Raw genomic sequence first — 18280 nt, 5'->3', positions numbered from 1 at the left:
TAACCGATAAATAGAAAGGACAACACATGACACTGTGGAAACACACACTAATCGCGCTTGCTACGGCTTGTACTTTTTCAGTAAGCCACGCAGCTCCTGTTGAGCTAGACAAAGTAAAAGTCATCGTAAACGAAGGCGTTATCCTACAAAGTGACATCGACACCTCGATGAAAACACTGCGTGCTAATGCTAAGAAAAGCGGACAAACATTGCCTTCTCAAGAAGTGCTAAAGGATCAGGTATTAGAGAAGCTGATCATCGACACCATTCAAACTCAAGAAGCAGAACGCATTGGTGTACGTATCGATGATAGCCGCCTTGATCAAGCTATCGCTGGCATCGCTAAAGACAACAATCAGACCGTAGAACAACTTACCGCTTCTGTCGCTGAAGAAGGTCTGAGCTACAACGCGTTCCGCGAACAGGTAAGAAAAGAGATTGCCGCGAGCGAAGCACGAAACGCTCTGGTACGTCGTCGAATCAATATCCTACCAGCGGAAGTCGACAACCTAGCAGACATCCTAGCGCAAGAAACCAATGCAACGGTTCAATACAAAATTGGCCACATCCAGCTTCGTTTTAACGATGACCAGACCAAAGAAGAGCTAGAAGCACAAGCCAATGAGCTTGTTGAAGAACTGAACTCAGGCAAAGATTTCAGCACCATGGCCTACACTTACTCAAAAGGTCCTAAAGCACTGCAAGGCGGTGATTGGGGTTGGATGCGTAAAGAAGAGATGCCAACAATCTTTGCAGACCAAATCAAACTTCAGAATAAAGGCAGCATCATTGGCCCGTTCCGAAGTGGTGTAGGCTTCCATATTCTAAAAATCGAAGATGTGAAAGGTCTTGAAACTGTTGCAGTTACCGAAGTAAATGCGCGACACATCCTAGTAAAGCCAACGGTTATCTTGAGCGATGAAGGTGCGCAAGAACTACTACTCGACATCACGAGTCGCGTGCAAGCAGGTGAAGCGACCTTTGGTGAATTGGCACAGCAATATAGCCAAGACCCGGGCTCAGCAGTTCAAAACGGCGAACTGGGCTACCAGACTCCAGACCTGTATGTACCAGAGTTTAAACACCAAGTTGAGACCCTTCCAGAAGGCGATATCAGTGCACCATTTAAAACCGTTCACGGCTGGCACATTGTTGAAGTTCTTGACCGCCGCGAAGTAGACCGCACGGATTCAGCACTTAAAAACAAGGCTTACCAGATTCTATTCAACCGTAAGTTCAATGAAGAGGCTGGCGCTTGGCTACAAGAGATTCGCGCAAGTGCTTTTGTAGAGATGGTTGAGGAAGAGCAAGATGACAACTAGAAGAATTGCGGTAACGGCGGGTGAACCTGCCGGTATCGGTCCAGATTTAGTACTGGCTCTATCTCAAGAGAGCTGGCCACATCAATTAGTGGTGTGTGCAGATAAACAAATGCTGGCTGAGCGTGCAAAGCTCCTCAATTTAGATGTTGAGCTACTCGACTACAAAAGTGACGATGCACCTCAACCTCAGCAAGCCGGAACCTTAGTGGTTAACCATATTCCAATGGCAGAACCCACAATTGCTGGCACGCTCAACGAAGCTAATGGTCATTATGTATTAAATACATTAGAAACTGCCGCAATAGGCTGTATGAATAATGAATTTGATGCTATTGTCACCGGCCCTGTTCATAAGGGAGTGATTAACCGTGCTGGGGTCGCTTTTAGCGGTCACACTGAGTTCTTTGCTGAGAAGTCCAACACACCATTAGTTGTAATGATGTTGGCAACTGAAGGATTACGTGTTGCACTTGTCACAACGCATATTCCTTTAGCCTATGTTTCCCAAGCCGTCACCGAAGACAGACTTGCGCAAATCATCGAAATTCTAAATAGAGATCTCGTTGAGAAATTTGCGATTGAGAAACCTAACATTTATGTATGTGGACTAAACCCACATGCCGGCGAAGATGGCTGTTTAGGACGTGAAGAAATTGAAACCATCACTCCAACGCTCGAAAAAATTCGCCGAGAAGATGGCATAAACCTGATTGGTCCATTACCAGCAGACACCATTTTCAATGAAAAATATTTGCAAGATGCAGATGCTGTTTTAGGTATGTATCACGACCAAGTTCTGCCTGTACTAAAATACAAAGGCTTTGGTCGCTCAGTGAATATCACGCTTGGCTTGCCATTTATTCGTACATCGGTCGATCATGGCACCGCCTTAGATTTGGCAGGGAAAGGCCAAGCTGATACAGGGAGCTTTAGAACAGCGCTCACGCACGCCATTGAATTAGTAGAGAAAAAGCAATGAGAAATGATGTCCACTTAGGGCACAAAGCGCGTAAACGTTTTGGTCAAAACTTCCTAAACGATCCGTATATTATTGACGGGATCGTATCGAGCATTAACCCACTACCAGGCCAAAACCTAGTAGAAATTGGCCCAGGTCTAGGTGCAATTACAGAGCCAGTTGGCAAACTGGTTGATAAATTCACCGTGATTGAGCTCGATAGAGATCTAGCAGAGCGCCTACGCACTCATCCAGACCTGGCGGATAAGCTGACGATCCACGAAGGCGATGCGATGAAGTTCGACTTTGATCAGCTCGTTAAGCCAAACAACAAACTGCGTATCTTCGGTAACCTACCGTACAACATTTCTACGCCGTTAATGTTCCACCTTTTTGAGTTCCATAAAGACATTAAAGACATGCACTTTATGCTTCAGAAAGAAGTGGTAAACCGTCTAGCAGCGGGACCAGGTAGCAAAGCTTACGGCCGTTTGACGGTTATGGCTCAGTACTACTGTAAAGTAACGCCTGTACTTGAAGTACCACCAACAGCGTTCGTTCCGCCACCGAAAGTAGATTCGGCAGTGGTTCGTCTTCAGCCATATGAAGAGCTTCCATACCCAGCTAAAGACCTGAAGTGGTTAGACCGCGTATGTCGTGAAGGCTTTAACCAACGTCGTAAAACGGTCCGCAATTGCTACAAATCTTTGATCAGCAAAGAAGTTCTGGAAGAGTTGGATATCAACCCGAGCATGCGTCCAGAAAACCTCACTCTGGTGCAATTCGTGGATATGGCGAACTGGTTATACGATAACCACAACGCGACAAAATAAATAAAAAGGCTCCTAGCTACGGTTAGGAGCCTCTTTTTTATGTAATACTCTAGATTGAACGATAACAAAAAGGTGCGAATATGGATGTATCAACGCCTTGTATTAAGTGCCAAGTCCACTCTAAATACATAGAAGACCAATCAGAGCCGACTAAGAACCGCTACGTCTTCGCCTACATCATTACAATCAAAAACCTCAGCCAAGAGACCGTTCAACTGCTCTCTAGACGATGGTTGATCACCGACTCTAACGGAAAACAACTCTCTATTGAGGGAGATGGTGTCGTTGGTCAGCAACCAGTGATTGAGTCCAGTGACGAATACACTTACACCAGTGGGACTGTCATCGAGACCCCTGTTGGTGTGATGCAAGGACATTACGTCATGACCGACAGTAAAGGGGCAGAATTTATTGCTGAGATTGAACCGTTTCGCTTGGCTATCCCTAATATCCTTAACTAACCCTCCCCTATTGATTTAACAGGAAATAACGTGCCGAATTATATTGTCGGAGATATCCAAGGCTGCTTTGATGAATTTGAGCAGCTTCTTGAACAGATCCAATTCAACCTGAGCACAGACACCTTATGGGTGGCGGGAGACTTGGTCGCTCGTGGACCCAAGTCATTAGAAACACTGAGATATATCCGCGATCTTGGCAGCTCTGCAAAGGTGGTGTTAGGTAACCATGACTTACATTTACTTGCTGTGTCTCAAGGCTTATTCCCAGCTAAAGCGAAAGACAAGACTCAACCGATTCTAGACGCATCAGATAGAGAAGAGCTACTGAGCTGGTTGCGACAACAGCCACTAATGCAAGAGCACGATGAATTTGTGATGGCTCATGCTGGTATTTCACCTCAATGGAGCCTAAAGCGCGCTCGTAAAGAGAGCGACAAGATAAGCAAACTCCTCCAGTCAGACAAATGGCCGTGGCTGATCGAGAATATGTACAGCAACACTCCCGATCTCTGGAGCAAGGATTTAGAAAAAATCGAACGCTACCGCTATGCCATTAACAGCTTTACCCGCATGCGTTTTTGCTTCCCAGATGGGCGTTTGGATATGGGATGTAAACTCCCACCAAAAGAGGTATCAGATAACCAGTTTATTCCTTGGTTTAACCTACCACAGCGTAAACAGCTCGATAAAACGGTACTGTTTGGCCACTGGGCGGCACTGGAAGGTTATCAAGGCAAGGATGTCATTGGCTTGGATACCGGGTGTGTATGGGGGGGAGAGCTCACCATCTTGCGCTGGGAAGATAAGAAATTCTTCACACAGAGAGCGCTATAAAAAACGAGATACGAGAAACTTGCGCTACTGGTGAGATAGCGCAAGCATTTACACACTTTAGACCTTAGCGCTCGAGAATCACAAACTCCATATCATGCTTGTTCTTGTCATCTGCCTTAAATGTTTCTGAATAGCTTTGCGTCCAACCCTCTCCCCAATCTGGGAATTGAGTATCGCCATCGACAGCTAAATCAATATAAGTGAGGTACAGTTTATCTGCTTTTGGTAGGCAATGCGCATAGATAGAGCCACCACCAATGATCATCACCTCTTCCACATCACCGACCAACTCTAAAGCTTGCTCAACAGAAGTCGCCATAGTGACACCATCAATTTCCAAGGTTTCATCACGGCTCACCACGATGTTCAAGCGGCCAGGTAACGGACGGCCAATAGAGTCATAAGTTTTACGTCCCATAACAATCGGTTTACCCATTGTCGAACGTTTAAACCACGCAAAGTCAGCGGGAAGGTGCCAAGGCATTTGATTGTCTTTACCAATAACACGATTGTCTGCCATTGCCGCTATCATACTGATGATCATATCTACTGAGGTCCTACTCTGAATTGGGTTAATGTTTGCTAAACGATAGGTCTACGGCGGTAGAATAACAGCCCAGGCACTGCTAAGCCAATCGCTAACCCCGCGATTATAAACATCGCTTTGAGGAAGTTCTCCATCAACATAGCCACTAGCTCTGGCGTATAGCCCATATTGTTAATCTCAACCATGGCAATCATCGCCTTAAAAGCAAAGACACCCGGAACCATTGGGATGAGAGCAGCAACCGTAAACACCTTAGGGTGAGCCAGCAGTTTGTGCGACCAATGGACACCTATCATGCCGACAAGGGTTGCAGCAAAGAAGGTCGCCCACTCGATAGGTACACCGAAGTGCATCATTAAATAGCGACTCCCGTGGCCAATGGCTCCACCCAGCGCGCAATAAACAAGTGCTCGCTGCGGAACATTGAATACTAGCGCAAAACCAACGGCAGGAATGGCCGCAAAAAACATATCATTAGCTAAACCAAATAATAACTCTAACATTATCCAGCCCACCCCCATACACCAGACAAGCTCATTGCAGCCACAATGCCAAGGCTGGTCGCCAGCGTCAGTAAACTCGCCATCGTAAAGCGAGCAAGTCCCATATTGATGTGGCCTTTAAGCATATCGGCAACTGAGTTAATCAAAGGAAAGCCGGGTACCAGCATCAATACCGAAGAAGCCATGACGATAGTTGGTTGGCCACCGATATCAAACAGGACAGCTTGAGCGGAAATAGCCGTGGTCACGAAGGCCGTAACGGCAAAATTCAGAAGAGGGTTAAAGTGTCGATGACCGATCTCTTGGCGAACAACCATGCCGCAAGCAGACGCGATAAAAGTCATCATAAATACATGCCAATCGCCCCCAGCTAAACGGCTAAATGAAGCACAAGATAACCCTATCATCACCACGACTAGCCAGCGATTATAGCGCTCAGGGCTGATTTCATTAATCTTCCTCTGGGCTAGGTCAGAATCCAGAATTCCTTTTTCCATCATGATGCAAATACGCTGGATATCTGTGATCACCCGCATATTGATACCGCGATCAGCACAGCTTCGAGTGGTGGTGATACAGTGATCACCCATAACTGTCGTAACCACTAGCGCATTGGCGGACAGAGCAACTTCCACCTCATCAACACCACACGCAATGCCTATGCGACGCATGATGTCTCCCACTAAGGTGCTCTCGGCACCGTGTGCTAATAACATTTGTCCAGATTGAGCGACCAACCTTGATATCGCTCGTTGTTTTGATGCCATGATTTCCTTCCCATTGGCGTTAATACTTAAGAGGTAAATTTTGCCTGATTCATCATCATCGATTCATGATTTAGATACAAAAAAACCGCAATATTAATTGCGGTTTTTACTTAATTGGCTCAATTAGTCACGAACGTAGATAACGTGACCGTCATCTTCTTCGTCGTCCCAATCGTCGTCAGTCACGACATCTTTGCCGCTCATCGCGTCTTTGTGGTAATCATCCCACATGAAGTCGACTTTCTCTTCTTCAGTTACTTCTTCCTCTTCACGAGGTAGATTTTCCATGAAGTCAGCTAGCTTATAGCAAAGATCTTTGGTGCCTAGCTTGTTCACAGCAGAGATTTGGAAGTATTCGCCTTCCCAACCTAGAGCATCAATAATCTCTTGGATCTTCTCTTGCGCTTCTTCTTCAGGCATTAGATCAACTTTATTGAACACTAACCAGCGAGGCTTCTGAGCCACTTTTTCGCTGTACTGTTCAAGCTCGTCGATGATCGTTAGTGCATTCTGAATTGGATCCGATTGATCAATTGGCATGATATCGATCATGTGCAGTAGCACACGACAACGCTCAAGGTGCTTCAAGAAACGAATACCAAGACCAGCACCATCCGCTGCGCCTTCAATCAGACCAGGGATATCGGCAACCACGAAGCTCTTCTCAGGAACCACACTCACTACACCCAGGCTTGGGATAAGTGTTGTAAACGGGTAATCCGCTACTTTTGGTTTCGCTGCAGAAACAGAACGAATGAAGGTAGACTTACCTGCATTTGGTAGACCTAGCATACCTACATCAGCAAGCAGCAGTAATTCTAGACGAAGTTCACGAACCTCACCCTTAGTACCCATGGTCTTTTGACGAGGAGCTCGGTTAACAGACGATTTAAAACGTGTGTTACCAAGACCGTGCCAACCACCTTTAGCTACCATTACTTTTTTGCCGTGCTCAGCAACTTCAGCCACAATTTCATTAGTGTGGATATCAACGGCACGAGTACCTACTGGCACTTTCAATGTGATGTCTTTACCACGCTTACCGGTACAGTTACCACCGCGGCCATTCTCACCACGCTCTGCATTGTAAAAACGTTGGAAACGGTAATCGATCAGTGTGTTCAGGTTTTCATCCGCTTGGATGTAAACATCACCACCGTCACCGCCATCACCGCCGTCAGGGCCGCCTTTAGCTACGAATTTCTCGCGCCAAAAACTTACTGTACCATTACCACCATCACCGGCTTCTACTTTTACTACCGCTTCATCAACGAATTTCATTTTTAACTCCGCACTTTGCGTTGCGTACCACTCATTAAAGAATGATATAAATTCTAGCAGATCCGTATTTAGATCGATCACCTAAGATCTAGGGTCTATCTGCAACTAAGGAACAAATAAGGAGGGGTTCTTTGCTGTACACGTAACAAGAGCGCCTGCTTTTTTATTCTCGCTTTAATTTTTAATCTCACTATAAATAAAAAACCCCGCCTAACGGCAGGGCTTTTAAATTCATCTTGAGACTGAGAAATTACTCAGAATCGATGCTAACGAATTTACGGTTTTTAGGACCTTTCACTTCAAATTTCACTTTACCTTCAGTAAGAGCGAAAAGAGTGTGGTCTTTACCGATACCTACGTTAGTACCAGCGTGGAACTTAGTACCACGTTGACGAACGATGATGTTACCTGCAAGAACAGATTCACCACCGAAACGCTTTACACCAAGACGTTTGCTTTCTGAATCGCGGCCGTTACGAGTAGAACCGCCAGCTTTTTTGTGTGCCATTGTTAAACTCTCCTATAACTTAAGCGTTAATGCCAGTGATTTTCACTTCAGTGAACCACTGACGGTGGCCAGCTTGCTTACGAGAGTGCTTACGACGACGGAACTTAACGATTTTAACTTTATCGCCACGACCGTGTTGTACTACTTCCGCAGTAACCTTACCACCTTCAACAAGAGGTGCACCAACAGTGATTTCTTCACCGTTAGCAACAAGAAGAACTTTATCAAATTCAACAGTTGCACCAGTTTCAACGTCTAATTTCTCTAAACGAAGAGTTTGACCTTCGCTTACACGGTGTTGTTTACCACCAGATTGGAAAACAGCGTACATATTTTACTCCGCTTTTTCCGCACAGCCTCATTTGGGTGTGCGCTAAACTAATCATCAATAGGGCGCAGATTCTACAGAGAAGATACGCCTTTGACAAGCCATATTTTTAAAAAATTGGCGAAAACCTGTTCGCCAAAGAAAAGTGCGGCAATCATGCCCTTAAGCGATGTATTAATCAACGTTTTTTAGTGTATTATTCAACAATTAATACAACGTATAAGCCTTACAGGGTCTAACTTTAGCCGGATGAACAATGGATTTTAAAGCTATCCAAGCGCTTACTGCCAATGATATGGCAAAAGTGAATGAAACAATTCAAGCCCAACTTAATTCTGACGTAAGTTTAATCAACCAACTTGGTTTCTATATCGTGAGCGGTGGCGGCAAGCGCCTTCGCCCTTTGCTTGCTCTTTTATCAGCTCGTGCTCTTGGCTATCAAGGTGAAGCTCATATCACCTCTGCAGCCTTTATCGAATTCATCCATACAGCAACGTTATTGCATGATGACGTGGTTGATGAATCGGACATGCGTCGCGGTAAAGCAACGGCGAATGCAGCCTTTGGTAATGCAGCCAGCGTTCTAGTTGGCGACTTTATTTACACTCGTTCATTCCAAATGATGACAAAGCTAGGATCACTAAGGATCCTTGAACTCATGAGTGAAGCGGTAAATGTGATCGCGGAAGGTGAAGTTCAGCAATTAATGAACTGCAACGATCCAAACACCACTGAAGAAAGCTACATGCAGGTGATCTACTCGAAAACTGCACGTCTGTTTGAAGCAGCGACACAAATTGGCGCAATCCTGACTGAATCGTCACCTGAAGTCGAAACGGCAATGCAGAACTACGGTAAATACCTTGGTACTGCTTTCCAGTTGATTGACGATGTTATGGACTACACCGCTGATGGTAAAGAGATGGGTAAGAACGTGGGTGATGACCTTGCAGAAGGTAAGCCAACTCTGCCACTGCTTTACGCCATGCACAACGGTACACCAGAACAAGCAAGTATGATTCGCGAAGCGATTGAGCACTCTAACGGCATGGAGAAGCTTGACGATATTCTTGCAGCGATGAAAGCGACAGGATCTCTAGAGTACACCACGCAGAAGGCTTACGAAGAGGCTGACAAAGCGATTGCAGAGCTGTCTGTACTTCCAGATTCAGAATACAAGCAAGCACTGACAACACTGGCTCACCTAGCTGTAAAACGCAGCAAGTAGTCATTAAGTGCAACTGGCAATTCGTCAGATAAACAAAAAAGAGCCGTAGAGGCTCTTTTTTAGTTTGTGGGCGCTTAGTAACGGCTAGACTCTAATGAGAGCGGGAGTTGTGCGTCAATCGCCTCTAGCTCCTCAAGAGGCACCGCATATTGCTCATGGGTGTGATAGGACTCAACCAAAGCGGTTTGCTCTTGCTCATCAATCACTAAGACCTTTCCCAAGCTCCCCAAATACTCGACATGCATCCCTTTTTGTACTCGACTCATACCCTACCCTCGGCTTTCTATTTCAACGAGAAATACGAGCCTTTAGCAAACAAAGATCAAAAGCCGAGATCAAAAAAGCCGCTCATCAGAACGGCTTTTGAATTCAAACAATCTAAATGCGCTTATTTAGCAAATTCAACACCGATTTCGATGTCGCCATTTAGAGTTTCTAGCATGCTGTCTAGTGCATTGCGCTCGAAGTCACTTAGCTCACCGTAGCTTAGGATAGCTTCTGCGCCTTCTTTGCCAAGTTTCACAGGCTGTGCGAAGAATGGTGCGTGCTCGCCTTCACCTTCAACGTATGCACACTCGATTACGCCTTCTTCACCTTGAAGTGCTTTAACAAGAGCTAGACCGAAGCGACAAGCTGCTTGGCCCATAGATAGTGTTGCACTACCGCCGCCCGCTTTCGCTTCTACTACTTCAGTACCTGCGTTTTGGATACGTGTAGTCAGTGCTGCGATCTCTTCGTCAGTAAACTCTACACCTTCTACTTGTGAAAGTAGTGGAAGAATCGTTACGCCAGAGTGACCACCGATAACTGGTACACGGATGTCGCCTGGATCTTTGTCTTTTAGCTCAGCAACAAATGTTTCAGAACGAATAACATCTAGAGTAGTCACACCGAATAGACGACGCTTGTCGTAAACGCCCGCTTTCTTAAGAACTTCAGCAGCGATTGGCACAGTCGTGTTTACTGGGTTAGTGATGATACCAACACAAGCTTTTGGACATACAACCGCGATTTTTTCAGCTAGAGACTTAACAATACCCGCGTTTACATTGAAAAGATCCGCACGATCCATACCTGGCTTACGTGCAACACCCGCAGAGATAAGAACCACATCAGCGCCTTCTAGTGCTGGAGTTGGATCTTCACCCGCGTATCCTTTGATCGAAACTGGCGTTGGGATATGGCTAAGGTCCGCAGCAACACCCGGTGTTACTGGAGCGATATCGTAAAGAGCAAGATCAGAACCTGCAGGTAGGCGGTTCTTAAGTAATAGGGCTAGGGCTTGACCGATGCCACCAGCGGCACCAATAACAGCTACTTTCATTGTTATTCTCCTTGAGAGATTTTCTCTTATAAGTTCTTAGTAGGGTGATTTGTGAGCTAATTTAAGTTCAAAAACTATAATAATCACAAAGTGATTACAATCAATTAACGTCAGCTTTGCGACCTCGCGCAAGTCAATAAAACCGTGCTACACAGCGAGTTTGTATTATGTGAATAATTCACTGAAATAACAAAGCAAATCGTCATTAATGGCATATTATTCCATTTAATATTTACAGTGATATGACTAACAAATTGTCTGGATATTTTGGCTAAAACTGAATATGTATGCGAGAATATGCAAATAGATTTGTTAAGAAATAAGAAGACATATGCGCAATACCGAAAAACAAGACAACTTAGTTCGCGCTTTTAAAGCTTTACTAAAAGAAGAGCGCTTTGGCTCTCAAGGTGAGATTGTCGACGCACTCAAGCACGAAGGCTTTGAGAGCATCAACCAATCGAAAGTCTCGCGTATGTTAACTAAGTTTGGCGCTGTTCGAACTCGTAATGCAAAAATGGAGATGGTTTACTGTCTTCCAGCTGAATTAGGCGTTCCTACAGTTTCTAGCTCACTCAGAGAGTTAGTACTAGATATTGACCACAACAATGCGTTGGTTGTTATACACACAGGCCCTGGTGCAGCGCAGCTAATTGCTCGCCTATTAGACTCTCTAGGTAAGTCTGAAGGCATCCTAGGCGTGGTGGCTGGCGATGATACTATCTTTATTACCCCAACTCTGGCAGTCACAACCAAGCAGCTATTTGAATCTGTATGTGAACTGTTTGAATACGCTGGATAATGTCTGAAGTTTCATAAACATTACCCATACGAATGGATCATGAACACCTATCAAGTTCGTGATCCATCTCACATCCTGAAATATCCATCTTTAACCACTCAAAACCACATAACTATTTGATTTTAAAAAATCTAGTTGCAAATAAAACGTTATATTAGTGCATCAATATTTAGATTTTTTCGCTATAAGTTTTAACATTCGAGTAATTTACTGCCAATTTTTTGATATTATTCAGCCACTTTTTCATCACATGGATTGAAAAAGGTGCCGTTTCCAAAGAGGAAACTCCAGAAGCAACTACACTTGTTTCAGGGTTAATAATGAATAAAGGAAGGGAAATTCATGGCATTTACCAAACTTCTTAAAGTTGGTGCGATTGCAGCTGCTGTAATGGGCGCTGGCGCAGCTAACGCTCAAGAGTTCATCACAATCGGTACTGGTTCTGTAACGGGTGTTTACTACCCTACAGGTGGTGCGATTTGTAAACTAGTGAACAAAGGCCGCAAAGACCACAACATCCGTTGTTCTGTAGAATCGACTGGTGGTTCAATCTACAACGTTAACACTATCCGTGCTGGTGAACTGGATTTCGGTGTTGTTCAATCGGACTGGCAATACCACGGTTACAACGGTACAAGTAAGTTCAAAGATCAAGGCGAGTACAAAAAACTACGCGCTATGTTCTCTCTACACACAGAACCGTTCAACATCATTGCTCGCACAGACTCAGGCATCAATGGCGTAGCTGACCTAGCAGGTAAGCGCGTAAACATTGGTAACCCAGGTTCTGGTGACCGTGCAACTATGGGTGTTGTAATGGACGCTATGGGTTGGACTAACGATAGCTTCAAGCTAGCGTCTGAACTAAAAGGTTCTGAGCGTTCTCAAGCACTTTGTGATAACAAGATTGATGCATTCATCTACATGGTTGGTCACCCGAACGGTTCAATCAAAGAAGCAACAACATCTTGTGACGCTAAGCTAGTATCTGCAACTGGTCCTCAAATCGACAAGATCGTTGCTGAGAACCCATACTACGCATACAGCACAGTACCTGCAGGTATGTACCGCGGTACAGATGCTGACGTAAACAGCTTCGGTGTAGCAGCAACTATGGTAACAACGACTGACGTATCAGACGATGTTGCTTACAACGTAGCAAAAGCAGTATTTGAAAACTTTGACACGTTCAAACGTCTTCACCCTGCATTTGCAAACCTGAAGAAAGAGGACATGGTACAAGCTGGTCTTTCTATCCCTCTACACCCAGGTGCTGAAAAATACTACAAAGAAGTGGGTCTTCTGAAGTAATCCATCTTCAAACCTACTCTATCCAATAAGGAGGCGAGCCCTCCTTATTGGCTTTTCACGCTTTATAAAAAGAACCTAAGTGAAAAGAGACAAACTTTTAAGTCTCTCCAAATTGGAGAACTTACCTTCGTATCAAGCCTAAGACACAGTCGATCAAAAACGCATTTTCTTGTCAGTTCACTACACTAGATAGGAAGAAAAATTACGTATCGCTGTGACATGCGAAAAGGCTAGACCATCAATAATAAGGATAAAGTACATGACGCAGACAACATCACCGTCTTCTGATGTGCAAGAAATGGTGGCACAATCAGACACTGGAGCACGTAGCCCGAGCGGCATGCAAGGTCGTATTCTATGGTTTGTGCCGCTATGTTGGTCATTGTTCCAACTTTGGTATGCATCTCCGCTACCGTTTATTTTTGACTTCGCTGTATTGAACGATACTCAAGCGCGTGCTATCCACCTCACGTTTGCTATCTTTCTTGCATTTACTGCTTACCCAGCACTAAAGAATTCTCCTCGCGACTATATACCAGCTCTTGATTGGGTATTGGCGCTTGCTGGTAGTTTCTCTGCTGCTTATATCTACATTTTCTATACGGAACTGGCTGGCCGTTCAGGCGCTCCGACGACTTTTGATATTGTGGCAGCGGTAACCGGTATGGTACTGCTACTGGAAGCGACACGACGTGCACTTGGTCCACCACTTATGGTGGTTGCAGCTGTATTCCTGCTGTACACGTTCGGCGGTCCATACATGCCAGACGTGATTGCACACAAAGGTGCAAGTCTTAACAAAGCAATGTCGCATCTATGGCTAACGACTGAAGGTGTATTTGGTGTTGCTCTGGGTGTTTCTACCTCATTCGTATTCTTGTTCGTACTATTTGGTGCGATGCTAGAGCGTGCGGGTGCAGGTGCTTACTTCATCAAAGTTGCATTCTCACTGCTTGGTCACATGAAAGGCGGCCCTGCAAAAGCTGCTGTTGTGGCTTCGGGACTATCTGGTCTTGTTTCTGGCTCGTCGATTGCTAACGTAGTAACCACAGGTACCTTCACGATTCCATTGATGAAGCGTGTTGGCTTCCCAGGTACTAAAGCAGGTGCTGTAGAAGTAGCGGCTTCAACCAATGGTCAACTGACTCCGCCAATCATGGGTGCAGCTGCATTCTTAATGGTGGAATACGTGGGTATCTCTTACGTTGAGGTTATCAAAGCGGCACTACTACCAGCACTTATCTCTTACATCGCTCTGATTTACATCGTTCACTTAGAAGCGTGTAAAGCGGGCATGACAGGTCTTCCTCGTCGTCACACACCAACTGTGGTTCAAAGCCTACTGTCGTTCACTGGCACGATTTTAGGTCTATGTATTATCAGTGCTGTGGTTTACTACGGTGTTGGTTGGACGAAAGATGTGTTTGGTGCGGCTGCGACTCCTATCGTAACAGTAGCCCTACTTCTCTCTTACCTTGGTTTGGTTCGCATCTCAGCAAAATACGCTGAAGAGGGCGGTATCGAAATCGACGAGAACCTAACGGAAGTACCGGATCCAGGCCCAACCATCAAGTCAGGTCTACACTACCTATTACCTATCGTGGTTCTAGTATGGTGTCTGACGGTTGAGCGCTTCTCTCCAGGTCTATCAGCATTCTGGGCAACCGTGTTTATGATCTTCATCTTGGTGACTCAACGTCCATTGATGGCGATGATGAACAAGTCTGACGATCTTGCGGCTCAAACAAAAGAAGGCTTTATCGATCTAGCGGAAGCATTGGTTTCAGGCGCGCGTAACATGATCGGTATCGGTGTTGCTACTGCCGCAGCTGGTACAGTGGTAGGTGTAGTAACACTTACTGGTATCGGTCTGGTTATGACTGACTTCGTTGAGTTTATCTCAGGTGGTAGCATCCTACTCATGCTGCTGTTTACTGCGGTAATTAGCTTGATTCTAGGTATGGGTCTACCAACAACAGCGAACTACATTGTTGTTTCGACGCTAATGGCGCCGGTAATCGTAACTCTAGGTGCAGCACACGGCCTGATCATTCCATTGATTGCGGTTCACCTGTTCGTGTTCTACTTCGGTATCCTAGCCGATGATACACCGCCAGTTGGCCTAGCAGCCTTTGCAGCCGCAGCGATTGCTAAGTCAGATCCAATCCGTACTGGTATTCAAGGCTTTACCTACGATATCCGTACTGCGATCTTGCCGTTCATGTTCATCTTCAATACCCAACTACTATTGATGGGCATTGATTCATGGTGGCATTTAGCGCTGACGATCTTCTCATCGGTAGCAGCGATGTTGATCTTCTCTGCAGCGACGCAAGGTTGGTGGTTCACTAAGAACAAATGGTGGGAAACGGTACTCTTACTTGTGCTTACCTTCTCTTTCTTCCGTCCGGGTTTCTGGTGGGACATGATCTACCCAGCGAAAGTTCTTTCACCTGGTGTTGAGATTGCGCAAGTTACTGAGCAACTAAATGTAGGACAATCTATCGAACTAAGAGTCGGTGGTGAGAACCTAGAAGGCGATTACTCAGAGAAGACGGTTCGTCTGCCATTTGATGACAAGGCAGCAACTGCTGAAGAGCGTATCTCATCAATGGGTCTTATGCTAACCGAAGCTGACGGCAAGATGATTGTCGACATGGTTGAGTTTGGCAGCCCTGCTGAAGCGGCTGGTATCGATTTTGACTGGGAAATTAAGTCCATCATTCAAGATGCTGACCGACCAATGAAAGAGTGGGTATTTGTTCCGACTCTACTGATCCTCATTGGCTTAGGTATGAACCAAAGAAGACGTGCTCGTAAGGATGAGATTAGCGCGTAACAATGGGAAGTGAGAGTGCTCCAAACACTTTCACTTCTGTATTACACGGAAAGGATAGTACGGCGCTAGACTCGCTCAGCGCCGCTAAACCAAAGAGACAAAAACATGTACAGACAAATCCTTGTTCCAGTTGATCTTAACGACAAAGGCTTTTCAGACAAAGCCGTTGAACTTGCAGTATGGCACGCTAAAAACAGCAACGCAGAGATTCACCTTTTGAACGTTCTGCCAGGTATTCACATGTCTATGGTTGCGTCTTACTTCCCGAAAGATGCAGCAAACCAAATGAAGCAAGACGTAAAGCGTCAGCTCCAAGAGTTTGCAGACAAATACATCGATGACGAAGTGATCTACAAAGTACATGTGGCCGAAGGCAAAACCTACTCGACCATTCTAGATCACGCAGAAAAGCTAGGCGCAGACCTTATCGTTATGCCAAGCCATAAGCGCTCTAAGATTGATAAAGTGGTTCTAGGCTCTGTAGCAAGCAAAGTTGTACAGAACTCACCAATCAACGTTTTGGTTGTAAAGCCACAAGGCTAAATTTATACCGTTCTAAAACACGAAAGGTTGGCGTTTATGCCAACCTTTTTTATTGGGTAGAATTCAACAAATCGCCGCTACGTCACTAGATTTTGAGCAGACCCGGCTGCAAACGCGTCAATGTTATCCATTAGAATATCCGCCAGCTTCTGTATCGCACTATCGCTGCCCCACGCCACATGAGGTGTTAGAAGGAGATTGGGTAAATCGCTATTTGCTAACAGAGGGTTAGACTTATCCGCAGGTTCGGCAGTGAATACGTCAACGCCAGCCCCAGCAATCTCGCCATTGCGTAGCGCATCAACTAACGCGACTTCATCCACCAGCCCACCGCGCCCGGCATTAATCAACACACAATTAGACTTCATCATCTGAAATTCTTCGCGAGAGATTAGGTTCTCCGTCTGAGTCGTTAACGGGCAGTGTAGGCTGATTGCATCCGCGGTTTTAAGTACTTCCTCAAAGGGCGTGTAACCCTCTCGGCAAGTGCTCGCTCCCTTACGTTCAGCAAACATCACCTGCATTCCAATCGCTTTAGCCAGAACTCCGGTCGCTTGACCTAAGCTGCCGCTACCAAAGATACCTAAAGTGCTGCCAGCAATATCTTGGATTGGGTGAGTAAAAAAGCAGAACTGCTTATCGCGCTGCCACACATCACGCTCGATATCTTGGTGGTAGCCCTTAAGGTTACGCTTTAAGGCAAACAGCATTGCAATCACATGTTCGGGAACGGACTGAGTCGCGTACCCCTGAATGTTGCTGACCGAGATTCCATTACTTTGACAGAACTCTAGGTCAATGTTGTTTACGCCAGTGGCAGAGACAGCAATAAAACGTAGTTTAGAAGCGGATAATAGATTAGACGCATTCAGCACCACTTTATTCGTGATAACAATCTCTGCATCGGCTATTCGCTCAGCGACTTGGTTTGGCTGAGTGAAGTCGTACTCAACCCACTCATGTTCAAAGCCCAACGCTTTTAAAGAAATCTGGGACGGAATGGTTGCCCTATCGAGGAACACCACCTTAGGTTTGCTCATTGTTCTTCCTTGTTTCAACATTCGTCTACCAGCCCATTCTAACCTTTCAGCTTTTTATAGTCTGGTAACTCAGACTCAATATCAAAATGTTGAGTTATCTGTGGCTTGGCCTCTGAGTAAAAATCACAAGGGACAAAAGCGGTAAACAGTTGGTTATTGGCAGGATGATAAAAGCTGAGCTCACATGCATGAAGCTCTAATCGCTGCGAGTAGCTGAGTGCCGGCTCTGTTGAGTAGAACTCGTCTCCAACAATCGGGTGACCAAGTTCCATAGTATGAACACGCAATTGATGAGAACGCCCAGTGATCGGTAACAAACGTAACAAGGTTGTATGTTCCTCACGCTGCGCCACTTGATAGCGAGTTTGAGAAGGCTTTCCGTGTTCAAAGCACACTTTCTGACGAGGCCTATTTGGCCAATCGCAAATCAAAGGCAGGTCGACGTCTCCCTCTGCTAACTCTACTTTTCCCCATACTCGAGCGTAATAAAGCTTATGAGTTAATCGATACTGAAACTGCTTCTTTAAATGACGCTCAGCCTCCTTGTGTTTAGCAAACAACATTAGCCCTGAGGTAGACATATCCAAGCGATGCACGGCTTGCGCCTGTGGGTAAGCCTTTACGACTCGACTCCACATACTGTCATAGTGTTGTGGCTCTCGACCGGGGACCGACAGCAACCCTGACGGCTTGTTGACCACTAAGATATCTGCGTCTTCAAACACAACCTCAATCCAAGGATCGGTCGGTGGCTTGTACTCAATTAAAGCCATAGTGTGCCTTCTGTTGTGCCGCCATCATTTAATCTACCTATTTAAAAGCGTGCCTGTGGGCGACAGGATAAAAGTAGG

At 45.5% G+C, this 18280-nt stretch carries 20 protein-coding genes; 10 read left to right on the top strand and 10 right to left on the bottom strand.

What is annotated here, in order from left to right:
- Positions 1–26: 26 nt before the first annotated feature.
- The 5 genes from surA (at position 27) to VFDL14_RS03535 (ending at position 4408) form a co-directional block, all read left to right on the top strand.
- Positions 27–1322 carry a peptidylprolyl isomerase SurA gene (gene surA, locus VFDL14_RS03515; RefSeq protein ID WP_032553039.1) on the top strand — a complete coding sequence of 432 codons (1296 nt, stop codon included), beginning with the start codon at positions 27–29 and terminating at the stop codon, positions 1320–1322.
- A complete protein-coding gene (pdxA, locus tag VFDL14_RS03520) occupies positions 1312–2301 on the top strand; it encodes a 4-hydroxythreonine-4-phosphate dehydrogenase PdxA (RefSeq protein WP_032553037.1) in 990 nt (329 codons plus the stop codon). Before surA ends, pdxA begins: the two co-directional genes overlap by 11 nt.
- Positions 2298–3113, top strand: a complete 816-nt coding sequence (gene rsmA / locus VFDL14_RS03525) for a 16S rRNA (adenine(1518)-N(6)/adenine(1519)-N(6))-dimethyltransferase RsmA (RefSeq protein WP_032553036.1) — start codon at positions 2298–2300, stop codon at positions 3111–3113. Before pdxA ends, rsmA begins: the two co-directional genes overlap by 4 nt.
- An 80-nt stretch (positions 3114–3193) precedes the next feature.
- Positions 3194–3574 (top strand): Co2+/Mg2+ efflux protein ApaG, encoded by a 381-nt coding sequence (gene apaG / locus VFDL14_RS03530; RefSeq protein WP_032553035.1) that lies wholly within the window; start codon positions 3194–3196, stop codon positions 3572–3574.
- Between the two features lie 30 nt (positions 3575–3604).
- Positions 3605–4408, top strand: coding sequence for a symmetrical bis(5'-nucleosyl)-tetraphosphatase (locus tag VFDL14_RS03535; RefSeq protein ID WP_032553034.1), 804 nt, complete (start codon positions 3605–3607; stop codon positions 4406–4408).
- Between the two features lie 64 nt (positions 4409–4472).
- Here VFDL14_RS03535 and folA read toward each other — a convergent pair whose 3' ends face one another.
- From folA to rplU, 6 genes are all read right to left on the bottom strand, one after another.
- Complete coding sequence (folA, locus tag VFDL14_RS03540) at positions 4473–4952, bottom strand: type 3 dihydrofolate reductase (protein WP_032553033.1); 480 nt, start codon at positions 4950–4952, stop codon at positions 4473–4475.
- Between the two features lie 38 nt (positions 4953–4990).
- Positions 4991–5476 carry a threonine/serine exporter family protein gene (locus VFDL14_RS03545; protein WP_032553032.1) on the bottom strand — a complete coding sequence of 162 codons (486 nt, stop codon included), beginning with the start codon at positions 5474–5476 and terminating at the stop codon, positions 4991–4993.
- Positions 5458–6225, bottom strand: a complete 768-nt coding sequence (locus VFDL14_RS03550) for a threonine/serine exporter family protein (RefSeq protein ID WP_032553031.1) — start codon at positions 6223–6225, stop codon at positions 5458–5460. The genes VFDL14_RS03545 and VFDL14_RS03550 overlap by 19 nt, the downstream gene beginning before the upstream one ends.
- A 123-nt stretch (positions 6226–6348) precedes the next feature.
- Complete coding sequence (gene cgtA, locus VFDL14_RS03555; protein WP_032553030.1) at positions 6349–7506, bottom strand: Obg family GTPase CgtA; 1158 nt, start codon at positions 7504–7506, stop codon at positions 6349–6351.
- Between the two features lie 250 nt (positions 7507–7756).
- Entirely contained in the window at positions 7757–8014 is a 258-nt protein-coding gene (gene rpmA / locus VFDL14_RS03560; RefSeq protein WP_032553028.1) for a 50S ribosomal protein L27, read from the bottom strand.
- A 19-nt stretch (positions 8015–8033) separates the two neighbouring features.
- Positions 8034–8345: a 50S ribosomal protein L21 gene (gene rplU / locus VFDL14_RS03565; RefSeq protein WP_032553027.1), complete on the bottom strand. Its 312-nt coding sequence runs from the start codon at positions 8343–8345 to the stop codon at positions 8034–8036.
- Positions 8346–8598: 253 nt separating this feature from the next.
- Here rplU and ispB point away from each other — a divergent pair, with 253 nt between their 5' ends.
- Positions 8599–9570, top strand: a complete 972-nt coding sequence (gene ispB, locus VFDL14_RS03570; protein ID WP_032553026.1) for an octaprenyl diphosphate synthase — start codon at positions 8599–8601, stop codon at positions 9568–9570.
- 74 nt (positions 9571–9644) lie between these two features.
- Here ispB and VFDL14_RS03575 read toward each other — a convergent pair whose 3' ends face one another.
- Both VFDL14_RS03575 and mdh read right to left on the bottom strand, forming a co-directional pair.
- Entirely contained in the window at positions 9645–9836 is a 192-nt protein-coding gene (locus tag VFDL14_RS03575; protein ID WP_032553025.1) for a hypothetical protein, read from the bottom strand.
- 122 nt (positions 9837–9958) lie between these two features.
- Positions 9959–10894: a malate dehydrogenase gene (gene mdh / locus VFDL14_RS03580; RefSeq protein ID WP_032553024.1), complete on the bottom strand. Its 936-nt coding sequence runs from the start codon at positions 10892–10894 to the stop codon at positions 9959–9961.
- A 331-nt stretch (positions 10895–11225) separates the two neighbouring features.
- Here mdh and argR point away from each other — a divergent pair, with 331 nt between their 5' ends.
- The 4 genes from argR (at position 11226) to VFDL14_RS03600 (ending at position 16389) form a co-directional block, all read left to right on the top strand.
- Positions 11226–11696 (top strand): transcriptional regulator ArgR, encoded by a 471-nt coding sequence (argR, locus tag VFDL14_RS03585; RefSeq protein ID WP_032553023.1) that lies wholly within the window; start codon positions 11226–11228, stop codon positions 11694–11696.
- A gap of 342 nt (positions 11697–12038) precedes the next feature.
- Positions 12039–13007 (top strand): TAXI family TRAP transporter solute-binding subunit, encoded by a 969-nt coding sequence (locus tag VFDL14_RS03590; RefSeq protein ID WP_032553022.1) that lies wholly within the window; start codon positions 12039–12041, stop codon positions 13005–13007.
- 259 nt (positions 13008–13266) lie between these two features.
- Positions 13267–15846, top strand: coding sequence for a TRAP transporter permease (locus tag VFDL14_RS03595; RefSeq protein WP_032553021.1), 2580 nt, complete (start codon positions 13267–13269; stop codon positions 15844–15846).
- 105 nt (positions 15847–15951) lie between these two features.
- Positions 15952–16389, top strand: coding sequence for a universal stress protein (locus VFDL14_RS03600; protein ID WP_032553020.1), 438 nt, complete (start codon positions 15952–15954; stop codon positions 16387–16389).
- 77 nt (positions 16390–16466) lie between these two features.
- On the opposite strand, the gene VFDL14_RS03605 is transcribed toward VFDL14_RS03600, so the two are convergent.
- Positions 16467–17429 carry a D-2-hydroxyacid dehydrogenase gene (locus VFDL14_RS03605; RefSeq protein WP_032553019.1) on the bottom strand — a complete coding sequence of 321 codons (963 nt, stop codon included), beginning with the start codon at positions 17427–17429 and terminating at the stop codon, positions 16467–16469.
- 38 nt (positions 17430–17467) lie between these two features.
- A complete protein-coding gene (locus tag VFDL14_RS03610) occupies positions 17468–18202 on the bottom strand; it encodes an RluA family pseudouridine synthase (protein WP_032553018.1) in 735 nt (244 codons plus the stop codon).
- Between the last annotated feature and the right edge of the window lie 78 nt (positions 18203–18280).

It is taken from the genome of Vibrio fortis, from assembly GCF_000695685.1.
In the GTDB taxonomy this organism is placed as follows: domain Bacteria; phylum Pseudomonadota; class Gammaproteobacteria; order Enterobacterales; family Vibrionaceae; genus Vibrio; species Vibrio fortis_A.
This window is presented reverse-complemented; position numbering and strand designations above follow the sequence as displayed.

Excerpts from the sequence above, each read along its gene's own strand:
- VFDL14_RS03605 (WP_032553019.1), bottom strand. The coding sequence starts at position 17,429 with ATGAGCAAACCTAAGGTGGTGTTCCTCGATAGGGCAACCATTCCGTCC.
- pdxA (WP_032553037.1), top strand. The coding sequence starts at position 1,312 with ATGACAACTAGAAGAATTGCGGTAACGGCGGGTGAACCTGCCGGTATC.
- argR (WP_032553023.1), top strand. The coding sequence starts at position 11,226 with ATGCGCAATACCGAAAAACAAGACAACTTAGTTCGCGCTTTTAAAGCT.
- VFDL14_RS03575 (WP_032553025.1), bottom strand. The coding sequence starts at position 9,836 with ATGAGTCGAGTACAAAAAGGGATGCATGTCGAGTATTTGGGGAGCTTG.
- folA (WP_032553033.1), bottom strand. The coding sequence starts at position 4,952 with ATGATCATCAGTATGATAGCGGCAATGGCAGACAATCGTGTTATTGGT.
- VFDL14_RS03545 (WP_032553032.1), bottom strand. The coding sequence starts at position 5,476 with ATGGGGGTGGGCTGGATAATGTTAGAGTTATTATTTGGTTTAGCTAAT.
- VFDL14_RS03590 (WP_032553022.1), top strand. The coding sequence starts at position 12,039 with ATGGCATTTACCAAACTTCTTAAAGTTGGTGCGATTGCAGCTGCTGTA.
- cgtA (WP_032553030.1), bottom strand. The coding sequence starts at position 7,506 with ATGAAATTCGTTGATGAAGCGGTAGTAAAAGTAGAAGCCGGTGATGGT.
- VFDL14_RS03595 (WP_032553021.1), top strand. The coding sequence starts at position 13,267 with ATGACGCAGACAACATCACCGTCTTCTGATGTGCAAGAAATGGTGGCA.
- mdh (WP_032553024.1), bottom strand. The coding sequence starts at position 10,894 with ATGAAAGTAGCTGTTATTGGTGCCGCTGGTGGCATCGGTCAAGCCCTA.
- VFDL14_RS03610 (WP_032553018.1), bottom strand. The coding sequence starts at position 18,202 with ATGGCTTTAATTGAGTACAAGCCACCGACCGATCCTTGGATTGAGGTT.
- VFDL14_RS03600 (WP_032553020.1), top strand. The coding sequence starts at position 15,952 with ATGTACAGACAAATCCTTGTTCCAGTTGATCTTAACGACAAAGGCTTT.
- ispB (WP_032553026.1), top strand. The coding sequence starts at position 8,599 with ATGGATTTTAAAGCTATCCAAGCGCTTACTGCCAATGATATGGCAAAA.
- surA (WP_032553039.1), top strand. The coding sequence starts at position 27 with ATGACACTGTGGAAACACACACTAATCGCGCTTGCTACGGCTTGTACT.
- rpmA (WP_032553028.1), bottom strand. The coding sequence starts at position 8,014 with ATGGCACACAAAAAAGCTGGCGGTTCTACTCGTAACGGCCGCGATTCA.
- apaG (WP_032553035.1), top strand. The coding sequence starts at position 3,194 with ATGGATGTATCAACGCCTTGTATTAAGTGCCAAGTCCACTCTAAATAC.
- rsmA (WP_032553036.1), top strand. The coding sequence starts at position 2,298 with ATGAGAAATGATGTCCACTTAGGGCACAAAGCGCGTAAACGTTTTGGT.
- VFDL14_RS03550 (WP_032553031.1), bottom strand. The coding sequence starts at position 6,225 with ATGGCATCAAAACAACGAGCGATATCAAGGTTGGTCGCTCAATCTGGA.
- rplU (WP_032553027.1), bottom strand. The coding sequence starts at position 8,345 with ATGTACGCTGTTTTCCAATCTGGTGGTAAACAACACCGTGTAAGCGAA.